The organism is Nonomuraea sp. CA-218870 (genome assembly GCF_050936535.1).
Classification (GTDB): Bacteria; Actinomycetota; Actinomycetes; order Streptosporangiales; family Streptosporangiaceae; genus Nonomuraea; species Nonomuraea corallina.
Genome location: NZ_JBNJMN010000001.1, coordinates 1 through 18,093 on the forward strand (window position 1 = coordinate 1; position 18,093 = coordinate 18,093).

16 protein-coding genes and 1 pseudogene are annotated in these 18,093 nt (G+C 70.9%); 7 read left to right on the top strand and 10 right to left on the bottom strand.

Translation table 11 applies throughout. The annotated features are described in order from the left end of the window. Nucleotides 1–194 precede the first annotated feature (194 nt). A complete protein-coding gene (locus tag ACQEUU_RS00005; RefSeq protein ID WP_433058445.1) occupies nt 195–2,243 on the top strand; it encodes a S9 family peptidase in 2,049 nt (682 codons plus the stop codon). Then, on the top strand, nt 2,240–3,238 hold the full coding sequence (gene mgrA / locus ACQEUU_RS00010; protein ID WP_433058448.1) for an L-glyceraldehyde 3-phosphate reductase: 999 nt from the start codon (nt 2,240–2,242) through the stop codon (nt 3,236–3,238). Before ACQEUU_RS00005 ends, mgrA begins: the two co-directional genes overlap by 4 nt. Here mgrA and ACQEUU_RS00015 read toward each other — a convergent pair. Then, nucleotides 3,207–5,639, bottom strand: a complete 2,433-nt coding sequence (locus tag ACQEUU_RS00015) for a flippase-like domain-containing protein (RefSeq protein ID WP_433058450.1) — start codon at nt 5,637–5,639, stop codon at nt 3,207–3,209. The two genes, mgrA and ACQEUU_RS00015, sit on opposite strands and share 32 nt — an antisense overlap. Before the next feature lie 116 nt (nt 5,640–5,755). On the opposite strand from ACQEUU_RS00015, the gene ACQEUU_RS00020 reads away from it, so the two are divergent. Next, on the top strand, nt 5,756–7,768 hold the full coding sequence (locus ACQEUU_RS00020) for a molybdopterin-containing oxidoreductase family protein (protein ID WP_433058452.1): 2,013 nt from the start codon (nt 5,756–5,758) through the stop codon (nt 7,766–7,768). On the opposite strand, the gene ACQEUU_RS00025 is transcribed toward ACQEUU_RS00020, so the two are convergent. Beyond that, nucleotides 7,746–8,513, bottom strand: coding sequence for an alpha/beta hydrolase (locus tag ACQEUU_RS00025; RefSeq protein WP_433058455.1), 768 nt, complete (start codon nt 8,511–8,513; stop codon nt 7,746–7,748). The genes ACQEUU_RS00020 and ACQEUU_RS00025 overlap by 23 nt on opposite strands. A gap of 69 nt (nt 8,514–8,582) precedes the next feature. Between ACQEUU_RS00025 and ACQEUU_RS00030 the strand changes: the two genes are divergently transcribed. Beyond that, complete coding sequence (locus ACQEUU_RS00030; RefSeq protein ID WP_433058458.1) at nt 8,583–9,125, top strand: PadR family transcriptional regulator; 543 nt, start codon at nt 8,583–8,585, stop codon at nt 9,123–9,125. Here ACQEUU_RS00030 and ACQEUU_RS00035 read toward each other — a convergent pair. Beyond that, a complete protein-coding gene (locus ACQEUU_RS00035; protein WP_433071681.1) occupies nt 9,104–9,502 on the bottom strand; it encodes a GNAT family N-acetyltransferase in 399 nt (132 codons plus the stop codon). The genes ACQEUU_RS00030 and ACQEUU_RS00035 overlap by 22 nt on opposite strands. Nucleotides 9,503–9,616: 114 nt before the next feature. After that, nucleotides 9,617–10,030, bottom strand: a pseudogene (locus ACQEUU_RS00040) (GNAT family N-acetyltransferase); the annotation flags it as partial. 81 nt (nt 10,031–10,111) lie between these two features. Between ACQEUU_RS00040 and ACQEUU_RS00045 the strand changes: the two are divergent. Continuing rightward, on the top strand, nt 10,112–10,558 hold the full coding sequence (locus ACQEUU_RS00045; protein WP_433058461.1) for a hypothetical protein: 447 nt from the start codon (nt 10,112–10,114) through the stop codon (nt 10,556–10,558). Between the two features lie 4 nt (nt 10,559–10,562). Here ACQEUU_RS00045 and ACQEUU_RS00050 read toward each other — a convergent pair whose 3' ends face one another. Next, a complete protein-coding gene (locus ACQEUU_RS00050; protein ID WP_433058464.1) occupies nt 10,563–10,940 on the bottom strand; it encodes a VOC family protein in 378 nt (125 codons plus the stop codon). A 32-nt stretch (nt 10,941–10,972) separates the two neighbouring features. Continuing rightward, a complete protein-coding gene (locus ACQEUU_RS00055; protein WP_433058467.1) occupies nt 10,973–11,791 on the bottom strand; it encodes a class I SAM-dependent methyltransferase in 819 nt (272 codons plus the stop codon). Nucleotides 11,792–11,882: 91 nt separating this feature from the next. Between ACQEUU_RS00055 and ACQEUU_RS00060 the strand changes: the two genes are divergently transcribed. Next, nucleotides 11,883–13,688, top strand: a complete 1,806-nt coding sequence (locus ACQEUU_RS00060; protein ID WP_433058470.1) for an acyl-CoA dehydrogenase — start codon at nt 11,883–11,885, stop codon at nt 13,686–13,688. Between the two features lie 138 nt (nt 13,689–13,826). Then, on the top strand, nt 13,827–14,051 hold the full coding sequence (locus tag ACQEUU_RS00065) for a hypothetical protein (protein WP_270158895.1): 225 nt from the start codon (nt 13,827–13,829) through the stop codon (nt 14,049–14,051). Here ACQEUU_RS00065 and ACQEUU_RS00070 read toward each other — a convergent pair. The 4 genes from ACQEUU_RS00070 to pdhA all read right to left on the bottom strand — a co-directional run bounded on the left by ACQEUU_RS00070 (nt 14,048) and on the right by pdhA (nt 17,936). Further along, nucleotides 14,048–14,341: a Dabb family protein gene (locus ACQEUU_RS00070; RefSeq protein WP_433058473.1), complete on the bottom strand. Its 294-nt coding sequence runs from the start codon at nt 14,339–14,341 to the stop codon at nt 14,048–14,050. The two genes, ACQEUU_RS00065 and ACQEUU_RS00070, sit on opposite strands and share 4 nt — an antisense overlap. A 76-nt stretch (nt 14,342–14,417) precedes the next feature. Further along, nucleotides 14,418–15,851: a dihydrolipoamide acetyltransferase family protein gene (locus ACQEUU_RS00075; protein WP_433058476.1), complete on the bottom strand. Its 1,434-nt coding sequence runs from the start codon at nt 15,849–15,851 to the stop codon at nt 14,418–14,420. Between the two features lie 16 nt (nt 15,852–15,867). Beyond that, a complete protein-coding gene (locus tag ACQEUU_RS00080; RefSeq protein WP_433058479.1) occupies nt 15,868–16,848 on the bottom strand; it encodes an alpha-ketoacid dehydrogenase subunit beta in 981 nt (326 codons plus the stop codon). Next, the gene (pdhA, locus tag ACQEUU_RS00085; RefSeq protein WP_433058482.1) at nt 16,845–17,936 is read right to left on the bottom strand and encodes a pyruvate dehydrogenase (acetyl-transferring) E1 component subunit alpha; all 1,092 of its coding nucleotides are present in this window, start codon (nt 17,934–17,936) and stop codon (nt 16,845–16,847) included. Before pdhA ends, ACQEUU_RS00080 begins: the two co-directional genes overlap by 4 nt. Nucleotides 17,937–18,093 lie beyond the last annotated feature (157 nt).

Sequence of the window (18,093 nt, forward strand, 5' to 3'; positions counted from 1 at the left end):
CGGGGCGTTTCATTTCTCTTCTATCCTCGCACCCTCTCGAATCCGTGTCAAATTGACTCGAATCTCTGAAAAGTGGAGAAATGTCGCCGGACCGCGCCGGCTCCATAAGATTAGCAGCGCCCCGGAGTGCTCAAGCCGCCCTCGCCCGCCCCGGCAGGCCACAAAACGATCACGGCCGACCATAGACTCCCCACGTGAGCAGCAATCCGCCTGTGGCGAAGAAGATCCCGGCCGAGCGCGTCCATCACGGCGACACCGTGATCGACGAGTACGCGTGGCTGGCCGGCAAGGACGACCCCGACACGATCTCCTACCTGGAGGCCGAGAACGCCTACCTGGAGCAGGAGACCTCTCACCTGACGGAACTGCGCGACAAGCTGTTCCTGGAGATCAAGAACCGCACCCAGGAGACCGACCTGACGGTGCCGAGCCGCAAGGGCGCGTGGTGGTACTACACGCGCACCGAGGAGGGCAAGCAGTACGCGGTGTCGTGCCGGGTGCCCGCGGACAGCGAGACCCCTCCCGACATCACCCCCGGCGAACGCCTGGAGAACGAGCAGGTCATCGTCGACGGCAACGAGCTGGCCGGTGACGGCCCGTTCTTCGCCATGGGCACCAGCTCGGTGTCTCCCGACGGCACGATGCTGGCCTACTCGACGAACTACAGCGGCGACGAACGGTTCACCCTGCGGTTCAAGGACCTGCGGACCGGCGAGCAACTGCCCGACGAGATCGAGGGCATCTTCTACGGCGGCGCCTGGTCGGCCGACGGCTCGACGTTCTTCTACACCCGGGTGGACGACGCCTGGCGGCCCTACCAGGTCTACCGGCACACCCTGGGCACCGGCGAGGACACGCTCGTCTACCAGGAGGACGACGAGCGGTTCTGGGTGGGCGTCGGGCTGACCCGGAGCGAGCGCTACCTGGTGCTGGGAGCCGGCAGCAAGATCACCAGCGAGGTGCGCATCCTGGACGCGGCCACGCCGTCCGGCGAGTTCCGGCTGGTGCGGCCCAGGAAGACCGGCGTCGAGTACGGCGTCGAGCACGCCGGCGACTTCTTCTACGTGCTGCACAACGAGAACGCGCGCAACTTCGAGCTGGCCACCGCGCCGCTCGACGACCCTGGCTCGTGGACGCCGCTGATCCCGCACCGCGACGACACCCGCCTGCTGGAGATCGAGGCGTTCTCCGGGCACGCCGTGCTCCATCTGCGCCGTGACGGGCTGACCGGCCTGCGCGTGCTGCCGCACAACGGCGAGCCTCCGTATGAGATCGAGTTCCCCGAGCCGCTGTACGACGTGTCGCCGGCGGGGAACCCGGAGTTCGTGACGAACCGGCTCAGGCTGGGCTACACCAGCATGGTCACCCCGCCCAGCGTCTACGACTACGACCTGGCCAGCAGGGACCTGATCCTGTTGAAGCGGCGGCCGGTGCTCGGCGGCTACGACTCGGACGACTACGAGCAGTTCCGCGAGTGGGCCACGGCCGAGGACGGCACCAAGGTCCCGATCTCGATCGTCAAGCGCAAGGACTGCACGCTCCCGGCGCCGACGGTGCTCTACGGCTACGGCAGCTACGAGACGTCGATCGACCCGTCGTTCTCGGTGCCGCGGCTGTCGATCCTGGACCGGGGGTTCGTGTTCTCCGTGGCGCACGTGCGCGGCGGCGGCGAGATGGGCCGTCAGTGGTACGAGGACGGCAAGCTCACCAGGAAGAAGAACACGTTCACCGACTTCGTGGCGGCGGCCCGGCACATGAAGCGGTCGGGCTGGAGCTCGAAGGTGATCGCCCGCGGCGGCTCGGCGGGAGGGCTGCTCATGGGCGCGGCGGTGAACCTGGCGCCGGAGGAGTTCGCGGGCGTGGTGGCCGAGGTGCCGTTCGTGGACGCGCTCAACACCATCCTCGACCCGTCGCTGCCGCTGACCGTGATCGAGTGGGACGAATGGGGCGACCCGCTGCACGATCCCGAGGTGTACGCCTACATGAAGGGCTACACGCCGTACGAGAACGTGGACGGCAGGACGTACCCGCCCATTCTCGCGATCACCAGCCTGAACGACACCCGGGTGCTCTACCACGAGCCGGCGAAGTGGATCGCGCGGCTGCGCGCGACCGCCGCAGGGGGGCCGTTCCTGCTGAAGACGGAGATGGGCGCGGGCCACGGCGGGCGCAGCGGGCGCTACGACGCCTGGCGGGAGGAGGCGTTCGCGCTGGCGTGGATGATCGAGAGGGGCACCGCGTGACCTATCTCGCCGACCCGGCGCGCTACGAGCGGCAGCCGTACAACCGCAGCGGACGCAGCGGGCTCAAGCTGCCGGCGGTGTCGCTGGGCCTCTGGCACAACTTCGGCGACGACCGTCCCCTGGCCACCTCGCGGGCGATCCTGCGCCGCGCCTTCGACCTCGGGGTGACGCACTTCGACCTGGCCAACAACTACGGCGTGCCGTACGGGTCCGCGGAGCGGAACTTCGGCCGGGTCTTCCGGCAGGACTTCGCGCCGTACCGGGACGAGCTGATCATCTCGACCAAGGCCGGCTATGACATGTGGCCAGGCCCGTACGGCGAGTGGGGCTCGCGCAAGTACCTGCTGGCCAGCCTGGACCAGTCGCTGGCGCGGATGGGCCTGGAGTACGTCGACGTCTTCTACAGCCACCGGCCGGACCCCGACACGCCGCTGGAGGAGACGATGGGGGCGCTGGACCGGGCGGTGCGCTCGGGCAAGGCGCTGTACGCGGGCATCTCCAACTACTCGGCGGAGAAGACCGCGCAGGCGGCCAGGATCATGCGGGAGCTGGGCACGCCGCTCCTCATCCACCAGCCGTCCTACTCGATGATCAACCGGTGGATCGAGGACGGGCTGCTGGACGTGCTGGAGGAGGCGGGCATGGGCTGCATCGTGTACTCGCCGCTGGCGCAGGGCCTGCTGACCGACCGCTACCTGAAGGGAGTGCCGGCCGACTCGCGGGCGGCCACCAGCCGGTTCCTCAGCGCCGACCGGATCGACACCGAGCTGGCCGGCCGGTTGAACGAGCTGGCCGCGGAGCGGGGTCAGACGCCGGCTCAGATGGCGCTGTCGTGGACGCTCAGGGACCCGCGGGTGACGAGCGTGCTGATCGGCGCGAGCAGCGTCAGGCAGCTGGAGGACAACGTGGCGTGCGTCGAGGGCCCGGCGTTCACCGAGGACGAGCTGAAGGCGATCGACGCGATCACAGCGCCTCGTGCCGCTGGAGGTAGGTGAACGCCGCCCAGCCGGGGAGCACCGGCAGCCAGAACGTGAGCAGCCGGTAGAGCAGAACCGCCGACGTGGCCAGCTCGGCGGGCACCCCGGCCACGGTCAGGCCCGCCGTGAGCGACAGTTCGACCGCGCCCAGGCCGCCAGGCGTGGGCGCGGCCGAGCCGATGGCGTTGGCCGTGAGGTAGACGACCGCGACGGTGGTGAAGCCGATCTCCCAGTTGAAGGCGTGCACGCACGCGTACAGGCAGAGCACGAACGTGAGCGTGATCATGAGCGTGCCGATCGAGCCCTCGATCAGCTTGCGCGGCGACTGGAGCACGTCCAGCAGCCGCGGCAGCACGTTGGAGAAAAGCCGCCGCATCCGCCGGGTCACCAGCCGGCGCAGCGGCGGCACCCCCATCAGCACCACGACCAGCAGGGCGACCGCCAGCAGGGCGACGACCAGGCCGCGTGACGGGGTGAACGTGCTGGCGGTGTTGGATCCGGTGATGTAGGCGAACAGCAGCAGCAGCGCGATGTGGAAGGCGAACATGACGAGCTGTGAGGCGCCGACGCTGGCCACCGCGAGGGCCGGCGCGATCCCGCGCTTCTGCAGGTAGCGGGTGTTGATGGCGACGCCGCCGACCGCGGCGGGCGCGACGAGCTTCACGAACGAGGCCGCGAACTGCGCGAGCGTGGTCCGCCACAGCGGCAGCGAGTCGGGCACGAAGCCCCTGAGCATGACCGCGGCGGCCACGAAGCTGACGAACGAGGCGGCCAGCGCCAGCACCGACCAGGCCCAGTTGGCCTGGACGACGACCTCCACCAGGTTGACCTTGCTGAGCTGGGAGAGCAGGAAGTAGGCGGCGAGCGCGCTGGCGATGATGGTGACCAGGGTGCGCGGCCGGAACCGCTCCAGCCGGATCTCCTCGACCGTGACCTCGGGTTCGAGTGCGACGATCTGTTCGCGGATGCCGCCGAGGAGGTTCTTGTCCTTGGCCAGGGCCGAGCGGGTCTCGCGGGTCAGCGCGATGCGCTGCAGCAGCGGCATGGCCCCGGCCAGCGACTCCGTCCCCATGACCGCGTTGGCCGTGCGGACCGCCCGGGCCGGGCCGACGCGCAGCGCCAGGTAGACCAGGAGCTGGGCGATGTCGAGCCGGAGCAGCAGGTCGCCGGCGGCGATCTCGCCGCTGCGGGCGTCGGTGAGCACGACCCGGCCGGCCGTGTCGAGGTGGATGCCCTCGCCCGTGAGCCGCCGGTGCGCGAGCCGCTGGATCTGCAGCAGCGACACCTGTTCCCAGATCTGGTGGAGGAGGTCGTCGTCGATCTCCTCGCTGGGCACCTCGTCGAGCGGTCTGGTGTCGATGTGCTCGTAGGCGAGCAGCGCGGCCTCGGTGCCGATCTCGCTGGTGCCGAGCAGCCGCGGCGTGCTGGCTCCCGCCGCCTGGGCGGCGTAGGCCATCAGCGCCTCGCGTTCCAGCTCGGCGCGGAGCGAGCGGATGGCTTTTCGCCTGGTCTCGGTGCTGAGCCGGAAGCGCCGCCACAGCCGGTACGGCAGGCCCGCCACCTGACGGTCGCGGTCGAGGACGGTGACGTCGAGCCGGGCGCCGTCGGCGAGCCCGACGGCGTAGCGGCGGCTGCCCTGGTGGTCGTCCTCGATGCGGCGGGCCGACACCGGCTTGAACGACAGCTTGCGCAGCGCCGCGAGCACCGCGCTCCCCGGCGGCCTGGTGTTGGGGCTGCCGATGCCGTACAGGGTGGCGAAGCCGATGGCCATGCCGACCAGGACGGTGACGATGGCCCCCGGCAGCGTGATCTGCCTGCCGGAGTAGAGGGCGAGGATGTAGAGGGCGATCACCGTCCACATGAGCGCCCGCCAGGTGGGACGGCGTGAGACGCGGACCGCGGTGGTGTAGGCGAGGACGGACGTGAGCAGCGTGTTGAGCGGCTCGATGTCGCGGCCGCCGGTGAGCAGCTGGCTGAGGTCGTCGGCGTTGCCCGCGATCAGCCACTGGCCGATCAGGAACGCGCCGACCATGCCGACGATGGCGGCGATCAAGCCCTCGGCGACGCGCAGGCCGTCACGGTGGAAGACGCGCTCCACGGCGAAGGCGACCGGGACGATCAGCACGGCGGCGCCGCCGATGAACGTGGCGACCCGGCTGAGCAGCGGGACCAGGGTGGTGCCCTCGGTGACGTCCCGTTCCAGCCCGTACAGGGTCTGCTTGGCGACCAGGGCCAGCAGGATCACCGCGCCCAGCGCGGCCAGCGTGACGAGCAGGCGCAGCAGGTCGGACGGGCGGCGCAGGCGCTGTGGCAGCAGTGGCTCCACCACGTGCACGTGGGGCTCGGCGCGCGCCTGTGTGGCGGGCGGGTTCCCGTGAGGGGGTCCCTCCGCATCCTCGGGTTTCTTGATTTCGGCCACCGACAGCGATTCTGCACCTTCCACGCGAGAGCGCGCGTTCCTGCGGCCCTAGTGTCCCAATCGTCACGTGAACGTGCGCACCGGGCAGCGAGCCTCCTGCCCGTAGGCTTTGACTTATGCCAGGTGATTTGAGGGTACTGGGCGCCTGTCCGCTCGATTGTCCTGACACGTGTTCCTGGGTGGTCACCGTGCGCGACGGCGAGGCCGTCTCCATGCGCGGCAATCCGGACCATCCTTACACCCGTGGCGCGCTCTGCGTAAAGGTGAACCGCTATCTGGAGCATTCCCGGTCCGCCGACCGCATCCTGTACCCGCTGCGGCGGGTGGGCCCTAAGGGGGCGGGGCGGTTCGAGCGCATCAGCTGGGACGAGGCGCTGGAGGAGATCTCCGTACGGCTGCGCGGCATCGTCGAGGAGCACGGCGGCCAGGCGATCTGGCCCTACCTCGGCACCGGGTCGCTCGGTTACCTCCAGGGCTGCGAGGGCGTGGCGGGACGGCGGTTCTGGAACATGCTGGGCGCGTCCCGGCACTGGCTGAACATCTGCTCGACCGCCGGCAACACCGGGCTGAGGCTGACCAACGGCACCCCCGGCGGCATGGACCCGGAGAACTTCGCGCTGGCCAGGCTGATCCTGCTGTGGGGCACGAACACCCTCACCAGCGGCCACCACCTGTGGAAGTTCATCCAGGACGCGCGGGCCGACGGCGCGTACGTGGTGGCCGTCGACCCGATCCGCACCCGTACGGCCGACCAGGCGGACGAGCATCTGGCGATCCGCCCCGGCACCGACGCGGCGCTCGCCCTCGGCCTGCTGCACGTGGTGCTGGCGGAGGGCGCCCAGGACGAGGAGTTCCTGGCCGCGCACACCGAGGGCTGGGAGGACTTCCGGGCGGAGATCCTGGAGTGTCCGCCGGAGCGGGCCGCGGAGATCACCGGCATCCCGGCCGAGGCCATCCACAGGCTGGGGACGAGGCTGGCGCGCACCCGCCCCACCGCGATCCGCGCCACCATGGGCATCCAGCGGCACGCGGGCGGCGGCACCGCCCTGCGCACGATCGCCTCGATCCCCGCCGTGACCGGCGACTGGCGCCACCCCGGCGGCGGGGTGGCCTACTCGACCAGCGGCCACGTGCACCTCTCCATCGACACCCGCGACGACCTGCTGCCCGGCCCGGTCCGCACGCTCGCCATGACCCGGCTCGGCTCGGAGCTGGCGAACCCGGACTCGGTCAAGTGCCTGTGGGTCTACGCGGCCAATCCGGCGGGCTCGACCTCCGACGGAAACGCGGTGCGGGCGGGCCTGGCCCGGGAGGACCTGTTCACGGTGGTCATGGAGCAGTTCCCGACCGACACCGTCGACTACGCCGACATCGTGCTGCCCGCCACCATGCAGACCGAGCACCTCGACCTGCACGCCGGTTACGGGCATCTCTACCTGCTGTGGAACGAGCCCGCCACGGCGCCGCCCGGCGAGTGCCTGTCGACGACCGAGACGTTCCGGCGGCTGGCCGCGCACCTGGGGATGACCGAGCCGTCGCTGTTCGCCTCGGACCTGGAGCTGGCCGAGGAGCTGCTGTCGAGCGGTCACCCGTCGCTGGAGGGCGTCACGCTCGACCGGCTGCGCAAGGAGGGCTGGGCGCGGCTGAACTACCCCACGCCCTTCGCCCCGTTCGCCGAGGGCTTCCCCACCGGCTCCGGACGGATGCGCTTCCCGCCGCGGGGCAAGGCGTACGTGCCGCCGCGCTCCTCCCTGACCGACGACGGGCTGGTGCTGATCACCCCGGCGGCGCACACGTTCCTCAACACCACGTTCGGCAACAATCCCGAGCTGCTACGGCGGGCCAAGGACCCGGTGGTGCTGGTCAACCCGGCCGACGCGGCGGCGCGCGGGCTGACGGACGGGCAGCGCGTGCGGGTGCGCAACGCCTTCGGCGAGTTCCTGGCCGACGTGGAGGTCAGCGACCGGGTGGCGCCCGGCGTGGTGGCCTCGCCCAAGGGCCGCTGGCCCAAGCTCAGCCCGGGCGGCGCGAACGCCAACGCGGTGGTCGAGGAGCGCGACGCCGACCTGGGCAGGGGCGCGGTCTATCACGACAACCGGGTGGAGCTCATCCCTTGTGCCGGTCCATGAACGCGATGATCCGGTCGATGACCTCGCCGCTGTAGGAGCTGCGGAACAGCTCCGAGGCGTGCGTGCTCTCGCCCCGGATGACGTGGAGCTGCCGGTCGGGGGCGCGGGTGGCGGCGTCGTGGGCCTCCTGGAGGTCCTGCGCGCCGCCGTAGGTGTCGTTCTCGCTGCCGATCTGCAGCAGCGGCACGGTGAGCCGGGCGGCGTCCTCGGCGTCGACGGCGCCGGACAGGGCGACGACGCCGGCCGCGCGGTCGCCGAACCTCGTCGCGGCCGGGACCGCGGTGGTGGCGCCGATCGAGCCGCCGGCGAAGAACACCCGCTCGGCGCCCTTCTTGGCGAGCCTGCGGGCCATCGCGAGCGCGGTGTCCTCGGGGGCGGCGTCGAACTTCCTGGCGTAGAGCAGCACCCGGTAGCCGGCGGCGACCAGCCGGTCGGAGAGCGGGCGCCACGTGCACACGTTGCCGTTGTTCTCGTAGGAGATCACCACGGCGGTCGCGCCGTCGCCGGTGATGACGCCCGGCAGGTCGTCGTCGCCGTAGGTGAAGATCTCGCCGTCGTCGCGGGTGTAGCAGCCGCTCACGTTCGGCCCCTTGGCCTTGGCCTTCGTGGGGGTGGGCGTGGGGGTGGGCGTAGGGGTCGGGGTAGGCGACGGGGTGGGCGTGGTCGCGGGCGGCGCGGCGCCGACCGTGCCCCCGCAAGCGGTCAGTGCCAGTACGAGTACCACCGAGCCCGCGATCGCGCGCATGGCCGCCCCCTCTCCATCAGCACTATGTCTGAAGTGACATAGCCCCTGGGACAATACCCTGGGGGGACCATGACCTCAACGCTGGGATTCGCGATCCTCGCCGTGCTGGCCCGCGGCGAGCGCACCGGGTACGACATCGCCGCCTCCATGCGCCGGCCGGTCTCCTACTTCTGGACGGCCGGCCACAGCCAGATCCACGCCGAGCTGCAGAAGCTGCTGGCCGCCGACCTGGTGACGTACGAGAAGGAAGCCGGCCCGGGGCCGCAGGACAAGAAGATCTACCGCCTGACCGGCGACGGCACCGCCGCGCTGCGCACGTGGATCACCGAACCGCCGCGCGAGCGGCCCGAACGCGACGAACTGGTGCTCAAGACGTACGCCGCCGGGCTCGCCGACCCGGCGGCGCTGCGCCGGCTGTTCGCCGACCAGCTCGCCCGGCACGAGGCCCGGCTGGTCGAGTACGCGCGGGAGGAGGAGGCCATCGGCGGGCCGCCCGCGTTCGGGGACCCGCGCTGGGGCAACTACGCGGCGCTGCGCTGCGGGCTCGGGTACGAGCGGCACCGGGCCGAGTGGTGCAGGTGGATGCTCGATCAGCTCAACGCGAGCTTGTAGCCCTCGTGCGAGGCGGTGAAGCCGAGCGAGTCGTAGAAGCGGTGCGCGTCGGCGCGCGACTTGTCCGAGGTGAGCTGCACCATCGCGCAGCCGCGGGCGCGCGCCCGGTCGATCCCCCACTGGATCATCCTGCGGCCCAGGCCCTGCCCGCGGGCCGGGGCGGCGACCCTGACCGCCTCGATCTGGCAGCGTTCCGCGCCCAGCCGTGACAGCCCGGCCAGGTAGGTCAGCTGCATCGTGCCGATCACCTTGCCCTCGCGCTCGGCGACGATCAGCTCGTCGTACGGGTCGGCGTCGATCCGCTCGAACGCCGCCAGGTAGCGCGGGTCGGCGGGGTCACCCTCGCGCCGGGCCCCCAGCGGGTCGTCGGCCAGCATCGCCACGATCGCGGGCACGTCGTCCCTGCGGGCGGCGCGGAAGAGCAGCGACAGCAGGTAGTGGGACTCCGGGATCTCCGGGTTCGACGGCAGGCCCATGGTCCTGCCGCTGGGTGTGAACCCCTTGGCCGTGTAGAGCGCACGGGCGGCCGTGTTGTGGTCGACGCACCACAGCTCGACCTCCTCCACGCCGGCCTGCCGGGCCCGCTCCACCGCCGCGTCCACCAGCCGCGAGCCGACGCCGCGGTTCCTGGCCTCCGGCGCCACCCACATGGCCAGCAGATGGGCCCTGCCCTCCTCGATCCGCACGCAGACCAGCCCCACGTCGCGGCCCTCCAGCACGGCCACCCGCCACCAGGACCCGGTCAGCCGCTCGGCCCAGGTCTCGGGAGTGAACCCGCTCTCCCGTTCGTACGAGGACCCGAACGCGTCCGGCGCGTCCCGCAACGCCCGCAACCGGACCGTCTTGAGCCGCTCCCACTCGTCCGCGCCGAACCGCTCGATCATGACTTCATCCATGGGCCGCATCTTCCCAAGAACTTCGTACCAGGGTCGAAATCAGGTGCATCCCCGATGTGGGCAAGGGACACGTCCAGGCACGCTGAGGACATGAACGAAATCACGCGACGCGATGAAGTCTCTCTGGCAGGCGCGGCGCTGCGCGGGGCCCCGTGGAAGGCAGCCGCCATCGGCGGCGGCGCGGTCGCCGCGGCCGGCTTCGGCGTCGGGCTGATCACCGGAGGCGGCGACCTCAGCTGGGCGCTCGGCCTCGGCGTCGCCCTGTTCACGTTGATCGCCGCCATCGGGGCGGTGGCCAAGCCGCACGAGGGCGACCGCGTGACCCGGCAGGCGCGGCAGTGGGGGCTGCGCCATCCGTGGAGGTTCGCGCTGATGCCGGCCGGCCTCGCCGCGGTGCTCGACTATCCGGTGCAGCTCATCTTCGACGGTGAGGGCGTGTTCGGCGCCGGCTTCGACGCCCTGTGGCACGGCCTGCTGGTGTACGTCATCGCGGGCATCCTGACCCTGACCGTGAAGGGCCGCGCCGTGACCCGGTGACCTGTCACGCCTCGCGCTCGGCCTGGCTGCGGCACACGCAGAACTCGTTGCCCTCCGGGTCGAGCATCGTGACCCAGCCCGCGCCGCCGGCGACGCGGTGGTCGGCGTGCAGCCTCGCGCCGAGTTCGAGCAGCCGTTCGACCTCCTGCTCGCGGGTGCTCCCGGGGGTGGCGCTGACGTCGAGGTGCAGCCGGTTCTTCACCGACTTGCCCTCCGGAACGCGGATGAACAGCAGGAACGGGTAGCCCTCCGTGCGCAGCATCACCTCCTCGTCACCCGGCTTGTCGCCCTCGCCGAGCGGCAGGCCGAGCGCCTGGCCCCACCACGTGGCGAGGGTGTACGGATCGGCGCAGTCGACGGTCACGCACTGGATCTCGATCATTCGTCCACCCAATCTCGGCACCGACGAGCCCGTCAAACCGGCCGGTCCCACCAGATGGTGACCCAGCGGTCGCGGGGCAGCGGCCACATGCCGAGCTCCAGCGCCGTCCGCCCGACCTCCTGGGCCCGGGACGGGTCCAGGCAGAGGCGGTGGCAGGCGCTGGCCGCCAGCTCCTCCAGCGAGCCGAACCGCTCCAGCGGGGACTCCCGCTCCTCGACGTGGACGTCGAAGCCGAGTGCGGCGGCCAGCGCCACGCAGTCCTCGGCGATGGGCCGCACCGGCCGCACGAGGTCGTGGAAGTGCTCCCACAGCGGCGCGAGCCAGCTCATCGGGTGGCGGTTGGGCAGTTCCAGCACCACCCGGCCGCGGCTGCGCCCTGCCAGGGCGAGCAGGAAGCGGTCGAGGTCGGGCACGTTGTAGACCACGTGGGCGGCGACGGCCACGTCGACCTCGGGCACGGCTCCGGCCACGTCGGGCCAGCGGCCCGTGACCGTGGTGACAGGCACGCCCAGCTTGTCGGCGCGGGCCGCCAGCTCCTCCAGCATCTCGCCCGAGGTGTCGACCGCGTACAGGTGACCGATCCGCGCGTGCAGCGGCAGGGACGCGGCCCCCGGGCCGGAGCCGACGTCCAGCAGCGTGCCTCCGCCGGGCAGCGCCTCGGCCGTCCGGGTCAGCGTGGGGCCCTCGTCGGGCCGGGCCAGCGCCTGGTCGGTCCGGGTGGTGAAGCGCGCCAGCGGATAGGACCAGGGGTCGGCCGGCGCGGCGGCCAGGATCTCCTCCGGGATGGCCCAGGATTCCAGGCGCTCCCGCCAGAGCGCGGCGAGCTCTTCGGCGTCCATGGAGTCGAGCATGCCATGCATGGCAGTGGTTACCCGCGGGTAGCATTCCCGGTAAGGTTACTGGCCAGTACATGACGCACCGGGTTCAAGGAGAGCTGCACCCATGGGCCACTACAAGAGCAACCTGCGTGACCTCGAATTCAACCTCTTCGAAGTCTTCGGGCGACGCGAGATCCTCGGCAGCGGTCCCTACGCGGAGATCGACGAGGACGTCGCACGCGGCCTCCTGGAAGAAGTCAACCGGCTGTCCACCACGGTGCTGGCCGACTCGTTCGAGGAGGGTGACCGCCACCCGCCCGTGTTCGATCCCGCGACCGGGTCGGTGACCCTGCCCGACGGCTTCAAGAAGTCGTACCAGGCCATGATCGACGGCGGCTGGGCCCACCTCGACCTGCCGCAGGACCTGGGCGGCCCCGGCGTGCCGCGCTCGCTCGCCTGGGCGACGGCCGAGCTGGTGCTCGGCGCCAACCCTGCGGTCTACATGTACGCGGCCGGGCCCAGCTTCGCCTACACGCTGTGGAAGCTCGGCACCCCCGAGCAGAAGCGCTTCGCCGAAATGGCCATCGAGCGCAACTGGGGCGCCACCATGGTGCTCACCGAGCCCGATGCGGGCTCCGACGTCGGCGCCGGCCGCGCCAAGGCCGTCCAGCAGCCTGACGGCACCTGGCACATCGAGGGCGTCAAGCGCTTCATCACCAGCGCCGAGCACGACATGACGGAGAACATCTTCCACCTGGTCCTGGCCAGGCCCGAGGGCCACGGGCCCGGCACCAAGGGCCTGTCGATGTTCCTGGTGCCGAAGTACCACGTCGACCTGGAGACCGGCGAGCTCGGCGAGCGCAACGGCGCGTACGTGACCAACGTCGAGAAGAAGATGGGCCTGAAGGTCTCCACCACCTGCGAGCTCACCTTCGGCGAGAAGCACCCGGCGATCGGCTGGCTGGTCGGCGAGGTGCACGAGGGCATCAAGCAGATGTTCATGGTCATCGAGCACGCCCGCATGATGGTCGGCACCAAGGCCATCGCGACCCTGTCCACCGGCTACCTCAACGCCCTGGAGTACGCCAAGACCCGCGTGCAGGGCGCCGACCTGACCCGTCAGGCCGACAAGACGGCCCCCCGGGTCACCGTCATCCACCACCCGGACGTGCGCCGCGAGCTGATGCTGCAGAAGACGTACGCCGAGGGCATGCGGGCGCTGGTGCTCTACACGGCCACCTTCCAGGACGCCGTGCAGATCGACCCGGACGACCGGCACGCGCAGGAGATGAACGACCTGCTGCTGCCCGTCGTCAAGGGCGTCGGCTCCGAGCGCTCGTACGAGATGCTGTCGCGCTCGCTGCAGACCCTCGGCGGCTCCGGCTACCTCCAGGACTACCCGATCGAGCAGTACATCAGGGACGCGAAGATCGACTCCCTGTACGAGGGCACGACCGCGATCCAGGGCCTGGACCTGTTCTTCCGCAAGATCCTGCGCAACCAGGGCTCCGCCATCGGCAAGCTGATCGCCGAGATCAACGCGTTCGCCTCCTCCGAGGCCGGCAACGGCCGGCTCAAGGAGGAGCGCAAGCTGCTCGTCGAGGCCGCGGCCGACGTCAAGGCCATGGGCGACACCATGGCGGCCTGGGCGATCGGCTCGATGGACAAGCCGGAGGAGGTCTACAAGGTCGGCCTGAACACCACCAGGTTCCTGCTCGCGCTGGGCGACCTGGTCATCGGCTGGCTGCTGCTGCGCCAGGCCGAGGTGGCCCTGGCCAAGCTGGCGGACGGCGAGGACCCGTTCTACCAGGGCAAGGTGGCCGCGGCCGGGTTCTTCGCCCAGACCGTGCTGCCGCGCCTGGCCGCCGAGCGGCGCATCCTCGACGCCACCGGCCTGCAGGTCATGGAGCTGCAGGAGGACGCCTTCTAGCGGATCCCGGTCCGGACGCACCACCCGGACGCCCGTTCCGTACGCGGAGCGGGCGTCCGGCGTTCTCAGGCGCGGTAGTGATCGTCCATACTCGGGTATGACCGTGGGCGTACGGACTGTTTGCCAATGGAGGCCGTCATGGGTGTCGGGGTCAGCATCTTCTTCCTCACGCTCGGCGCCATCCTGAGGTTCGCGATCGAGCCCGACGTGTTCGGCGACAGCGTCCACATGGACGTCATCGGTCTCATCTTCATGATCGTGGGCGGGGTGGGCGTCGTGCTGAGCCTCGTGCTGGCGCCCAGGCGCGGCAGCACCTCCGAGAACCGGCTGATGCACCGCGAGAACAACCCGCCCGAGGTCTAACAGGCGTACTGCACGGCGGCCCGGCTCGCCAGGATCGGTCTGATGTGGTCGGCGATCACCGCCTGGTGTGCCGGATGGTCGCGATAGGCCGTGTAGGCGTCCTCGTCGTCGAAGTCGGCCACGACGGCGAAGTCGTGGTTGCCGGTGTTGATGCCGGCGTCGGGGCCGAACGCGTAGGAGCGGATCTGCGGGATCTGGCCGGGAAGCGCGCTCAGCTCGGCCGCGACCGCGGCCTTCTGCTCCTCGGTGGCCTCGGGTGACCAGGTGAAAAGCACCACGTGACGAATCATGGCCGCACCCTATCGACCTGATCAGGCCCGGTCCGCCGCGGCCCGGCAGACGGCCGCGGCGGGTCCGGACCCGGGGTCAGCTCCAGGCGAGCATGCGGAGCGGGTCCTCCAGCATGGCGCCGACGTCGCGCAGGAACTTCGAGCCCAGCTCGCCGTCCACCACCCGGTGGTCGAAGGAGACGGCCAGCGTCGTCACCTTGCGCACCGCCAGCTCGCCGTCGACCACCCAGGGCAGGTCACGCACCTGACCGAAGGCGAGGATGGCGCTCTCGCCCGGGTTCAGGATCGGCGTGCCGGTGTCGACGCCGAACACGCCGACGTTGGTGATCGTGATCGTGCCGCCGGCCATCTCCGCCGGTTGGGTGCGGCCCGCCCGCGCCGTCTCCGCGAGCTCGCCGAGCGCGCGGGCCAGCTCGGGAAGGGTGAGCCGGTGGGCGTTCTTGACGTTGGGGACGAGCAGCCCGCGTGGGGTGGCGGCGGCGATGCCCAGGTTCACGTAGCGCTTGACCACGATCTCCTGGCTCTCCTCGTCCCAGGTCGAGTTGATCATCGGGTGGCGGGCCGCCGCCACCAGGACGGCCTTGGCCACCAGCAGCAGCGGCGAGACCTTGACCTCGGCGAAGTCGGGCATCTCGCGCAGGCGGCGGACGGCGGCCATCGTCTCGGTCACGTCCACCTGGAGGAACTCGGTGACGTGCGGAGCGGTGAAGGCGCTGCCGACCATGGCCTGGGCGGTCATCCTGCGCACGCCCTTGACGGGGACGCGCTCCTCCTCCTGGAGGGGAGCCTCGCGGAGCTGAGCCTCGCGGGGCGCCTCACGGACCCCCTCGGCGGCCGCGTGCACGTCCTCCCGGGTGATGGAGCCCTGCGGACCGGTGCCGGTGAGGGTGGTCAGGTCCACCCTCAGGTCCTTGGCCAGCTTCCGCACGGGCGGCTTGGCCAGCGCCGCCACCCGGGCCGGCGTCGCGGGGGCCCGCGGGCCGGCCACGGCGGGCTCGCCCTGCGCGGCGGTCCTCGCGGGGTCGGCCACCGGCGGGGACGGGATCGTCGCGGGGGCGGAGGTCTTGCGGGGGCGGCGTCTGGTGGCGCCGGCCTTGACCCCGTAGCCCACCAGGACCGCCTGGCGCTTCTCCTTGGGGGCGGGGCTGCCGTGGGCGCCGGGTTCGACCGCGCCCTCCTCGGGCGGGTTGGGGACGAGGTCCTCCGCCAGCGCCTCCTGGGCGTCGGCTTCCTCCCTGCCTTCCCCGGCCTCCTGGAGGGCGCCGCCTTCCTCCAGCGTGTCGACGGCGATGACGGGGACGCCGACGTCCACCGTCTGCCCCTCCTCCGCCAGCAGGTCCGTCACCACGCCGTCCCACGGGATGGGCAGCTCCACGATGGACTTGGCCGTCTCGATCTCGACGACGATCTGGTTGACCTTCACCTCGTCGCCCGGCCGGACGTGCCAGCGGACGATCTCCGCCTCCGTCAGGCCCTCGCCGACGTCGGGGAGCCGGAACTCGCGTCTCATCTGCACAACCCCCCTGTCAGTACGCGAAGGCGCGGTCGACGGCGTCGAGCACCCGGTCCAGGTCGGGGAGGTAGTGCTCCTCCAGCTTGGACGGCGGATAGGGGGTGGAGAAGCCGCCGACCCGCAGCACCGGCGACTCCAGGTGGTAGAAGCACTGTTCGGTGATCCGCGCGGCCAGCTCGGCGCCGAGCCCCTGGTTCACCGGCGCCTCGTGCACGACGACGGCCCGGCCTGTCTTGCGTACGGACTCCATCACCAGCGGCTGGTCGAGCGGGTTGAGCGAGCGCAGGTCGACGACCTCCAGGGAGCGGCCCTCCTCCTCGGCGGCCCGGGCGGCCTCCAGGCAGGTCTTGACCATCGGGCCGTGGGTGAGCAGCGTCACGTCGGTGCCGGGGCGCACCACCAGGCCCCGGTCCATGGGGGTCCACCAGCCGGTGTCGGCGGTGTCGACGTCGGCCTTCTCCCAGTAGCGCCGCTTCGGCTCGAAGAAGATCACCGGGTCGTCGCTGCGGATCGCCTGCTGGATCATCGAGTAGGCGTCGGCGGGGTTGGAGCAGGCCACCACGCGCAGCCCGGCGGTGTGCGTGAAGTACGCCTCGGGCGACTCGCTGTGGTGCTCGACCGCGCCGATGCCGCCGCCGCACGGGATCCGCACGACCACCGGCAGCTTGATCGCGCCGAGCGAGCGCATCGGCATCTTGGCCAGCTGGGTGATGATCTGGTCGGCGGCCGGGAACACGAACCCGTCGAACTGGATCTCGCACACCGGCCGGTAACCGCGCAGCGCCAGCCCGATCGCGGTGCCGATGATGCCGGACTCGGCCAGCGGCGTGTCGATCACCCGGTCCTCGCCGAAGTCCTTCTGCAGGCCGTCGGTCACCCGGAACACGCCGCCGAGCTTGCCGACGTCCTCGCCCATGATGAGGACCTTGGGGTCGTCCTCCATGGCCTTGCGCATGCCCTCGTTGAGCGCCTTGGACAGGCTCATCACGGTCATCTCTCGAACCCCTCCAGGTACGCGGCGAACTGGGCGCGCTCCTCGTCGATCAGCGCGTGCGGCTCGGCGTACACGTGGTCGAAGATGGCCAGCGGCTCGGGATCGGGCAGCGCCAGGCAGCGCCGGCGCAGGTCGGCGCCGAGCTGGTCGGCCTCGGCCTCGACGCCGTCGAGGAACGCCTGGTCGGCCAGCTCGTTCTTGAACAGGTAGGCCTTGACGCGCTCGATCGGGTCCTTCAGCTTCCACGCCTCCAGCTCGCCGGCCACGCGGTAGCGGGTGGGGTCGTCGGTCGTGGTGTGGGCGCCCATCCGGTACGTGAACGCCTCGATGAGCGTGGGGCCCTGGCCCTCGCGGGCGTTCTTGAGCGCCTGGCGGGTGACGGCCAGGCAGGCGAAGACGTCGTTGCCGTCGACCCGAACGCCGGGGAAGCCGAACCCGGAGGCCCTGCGGTAGAGGGGGATGCGGGTCTGCCTCTCCAGCGGCTCGGAGATGGCCCACTGGTTGTTCTGGCAGAAGAACACGATGGGCGCGTTGAACACGCTGGCCCAGATGAAGGACTCGTTCACGTCGCCCTGGGAGGTGGCGCCGTCGCCGAAGTAGACGATCGTGGCGGCCGCGGCGTCGTCGCGCTGGATGCCCATGGCGTAGCCGACGGCGTGCAGCGTCTGGCTGCCGATGACGATCGTGTAGAGGTGGAAGTTGTGCTCCTTGGGGTCCCATCCGCCGTTGTTGACGCCGCGGAACAGGCCCAGCAGCTTGATCGGGTCGACGTCGCGGCACCAGGCCACGCCGTGCTCGCGGTAGGTGGGGAAGGCCATGTCGGAGTCGGTCAGCGCGCGGCCCGAGCCGATCTGCGCGGCCTCCTGCCCGAGGAGCGAGGCCCAGATGCCCAGCTCGCCCTGCCGCTGCAGGGCGACGGCCTCCAGGTCGACGCGTCTGACGAGGACCAAGTCGCGGTAGAGGGACCTGACCTCTTCCGGTGTCAGGTCGATGTCGTAGTCGGGGTGCTGGATCCGCTCGCCCTCAGGGGTGAGTAGCTGGACGAGCTCAGGGGGTGCTTCGGCACCACGAGAGGCGTCGATGGTCACGTGCCACTCCTGTGCGGTCAGGGCCGGATTCGATGGGTTTGCCACCAATGACCGGCCTTTGGTGCGTCCGACCATGTGGTGGTGGTTCGTACGCGCTTACGGCCATCGTGGCAGACGTCACAGCCCTTCGCGCAAGCCCCATGGTCTCCCCGTTCCC

What these genes read in the sequence shown, in the direction of transcription:
- ACQEUU_RS00080 (WP_433058479.1), bottom strand. Translation starts at nt 16,848, where the DNA reads ATGACCGTGATGAGCCTGTCCAAGGCGCTCAACGAGGGCATGCGCAAG.
- ACQEUU_RS00045 (WP_433058461.1), top strand. Translation starts at nt 10,112, where the DNA reads ATGAACGAAATCACGCGACGCGATGAAGTCTCTCTGGCAGGCGCGGCG.
- ACQEUU_RS00065 (WP_270158895.1), top strand. Translation starts at nt 13,827, where the DNA reads ATGGGTGTCGGGGTCAGCATCTTCTTCCTCACGCTCGGCGCCATCCTG.
- ACQEUU_RS00050 (WP_433058464.1), bottom strand. Translation starts at nt 10,940, where the DNA reads ATGATCGAGATCCAGTGCGTGACCGTCGACTGCGCCGATCCGTACACC.
- ACQEUU_RS00060 (WP_433058470.1), top strand. Translation starts at nt 11,883, where the DNA reads ATGGGCCACTACAAGAGCAACCTGCGTGACCTCGAATTCAACCTCTTC.
- ACQEUU_RS00035 (WP_433071681.1), bottom strand. Translation starts at nt 9,502, where the DNA reads ATGCTGGCCGACGACCCGCTGGGGGCCCGGCGCGAGGGTGACCCCGCC.
- ACQEUU_RS00020 (WP_433058452.1), top strand. Translation starts at nt 5,756, where the DNA reads ATGCCAGGTGATTTGAGGGTACTGGGCGCCTGTCCGCTCGATTGTCCT.
- ACQEUU_RS00025 (WP_433058455.1), bottom strand. Translation starts at nt 8,513, where the DNA reads ATGCGCGCGATCGCGGGCTCGGTGGTACTCGTACTGGCACTGACCGCT.
- ACQEUU_RS00075 (WP_433058476.1), bottom strand. Translation starts at nt 15,851, where the DNA reads ATGAGACGCGAGTTCCGGCTCCCCGACGTCGGCGAGGGCCTGACGGAG.
- ACQEUU_RS00030 (WP_433058458.1), top strand. Translation starts at nt 8,583, where the DNA reads ATGACCTCAACGCTGGGATTCGCGATCCTCGCCGTGCTGGCCCGCGGC.
- ACQEUU_RS00070 (WP_433058473.1), bottom strand. Translation starts at nt 14,341, where the DNA reads ATGATTCGTCACGTGGTGCTTTTCACCTGGTCACCCGAGGCCACCGAG.
- ACQEUU_RS00055 (WP_433058467.1), bottom strand. Translation starts at nt 11,791, where the DNA reads ATGCTCGACTCCATGGACGCCGAAGAGCTCGCCGCGCTCTGGCGGGAG.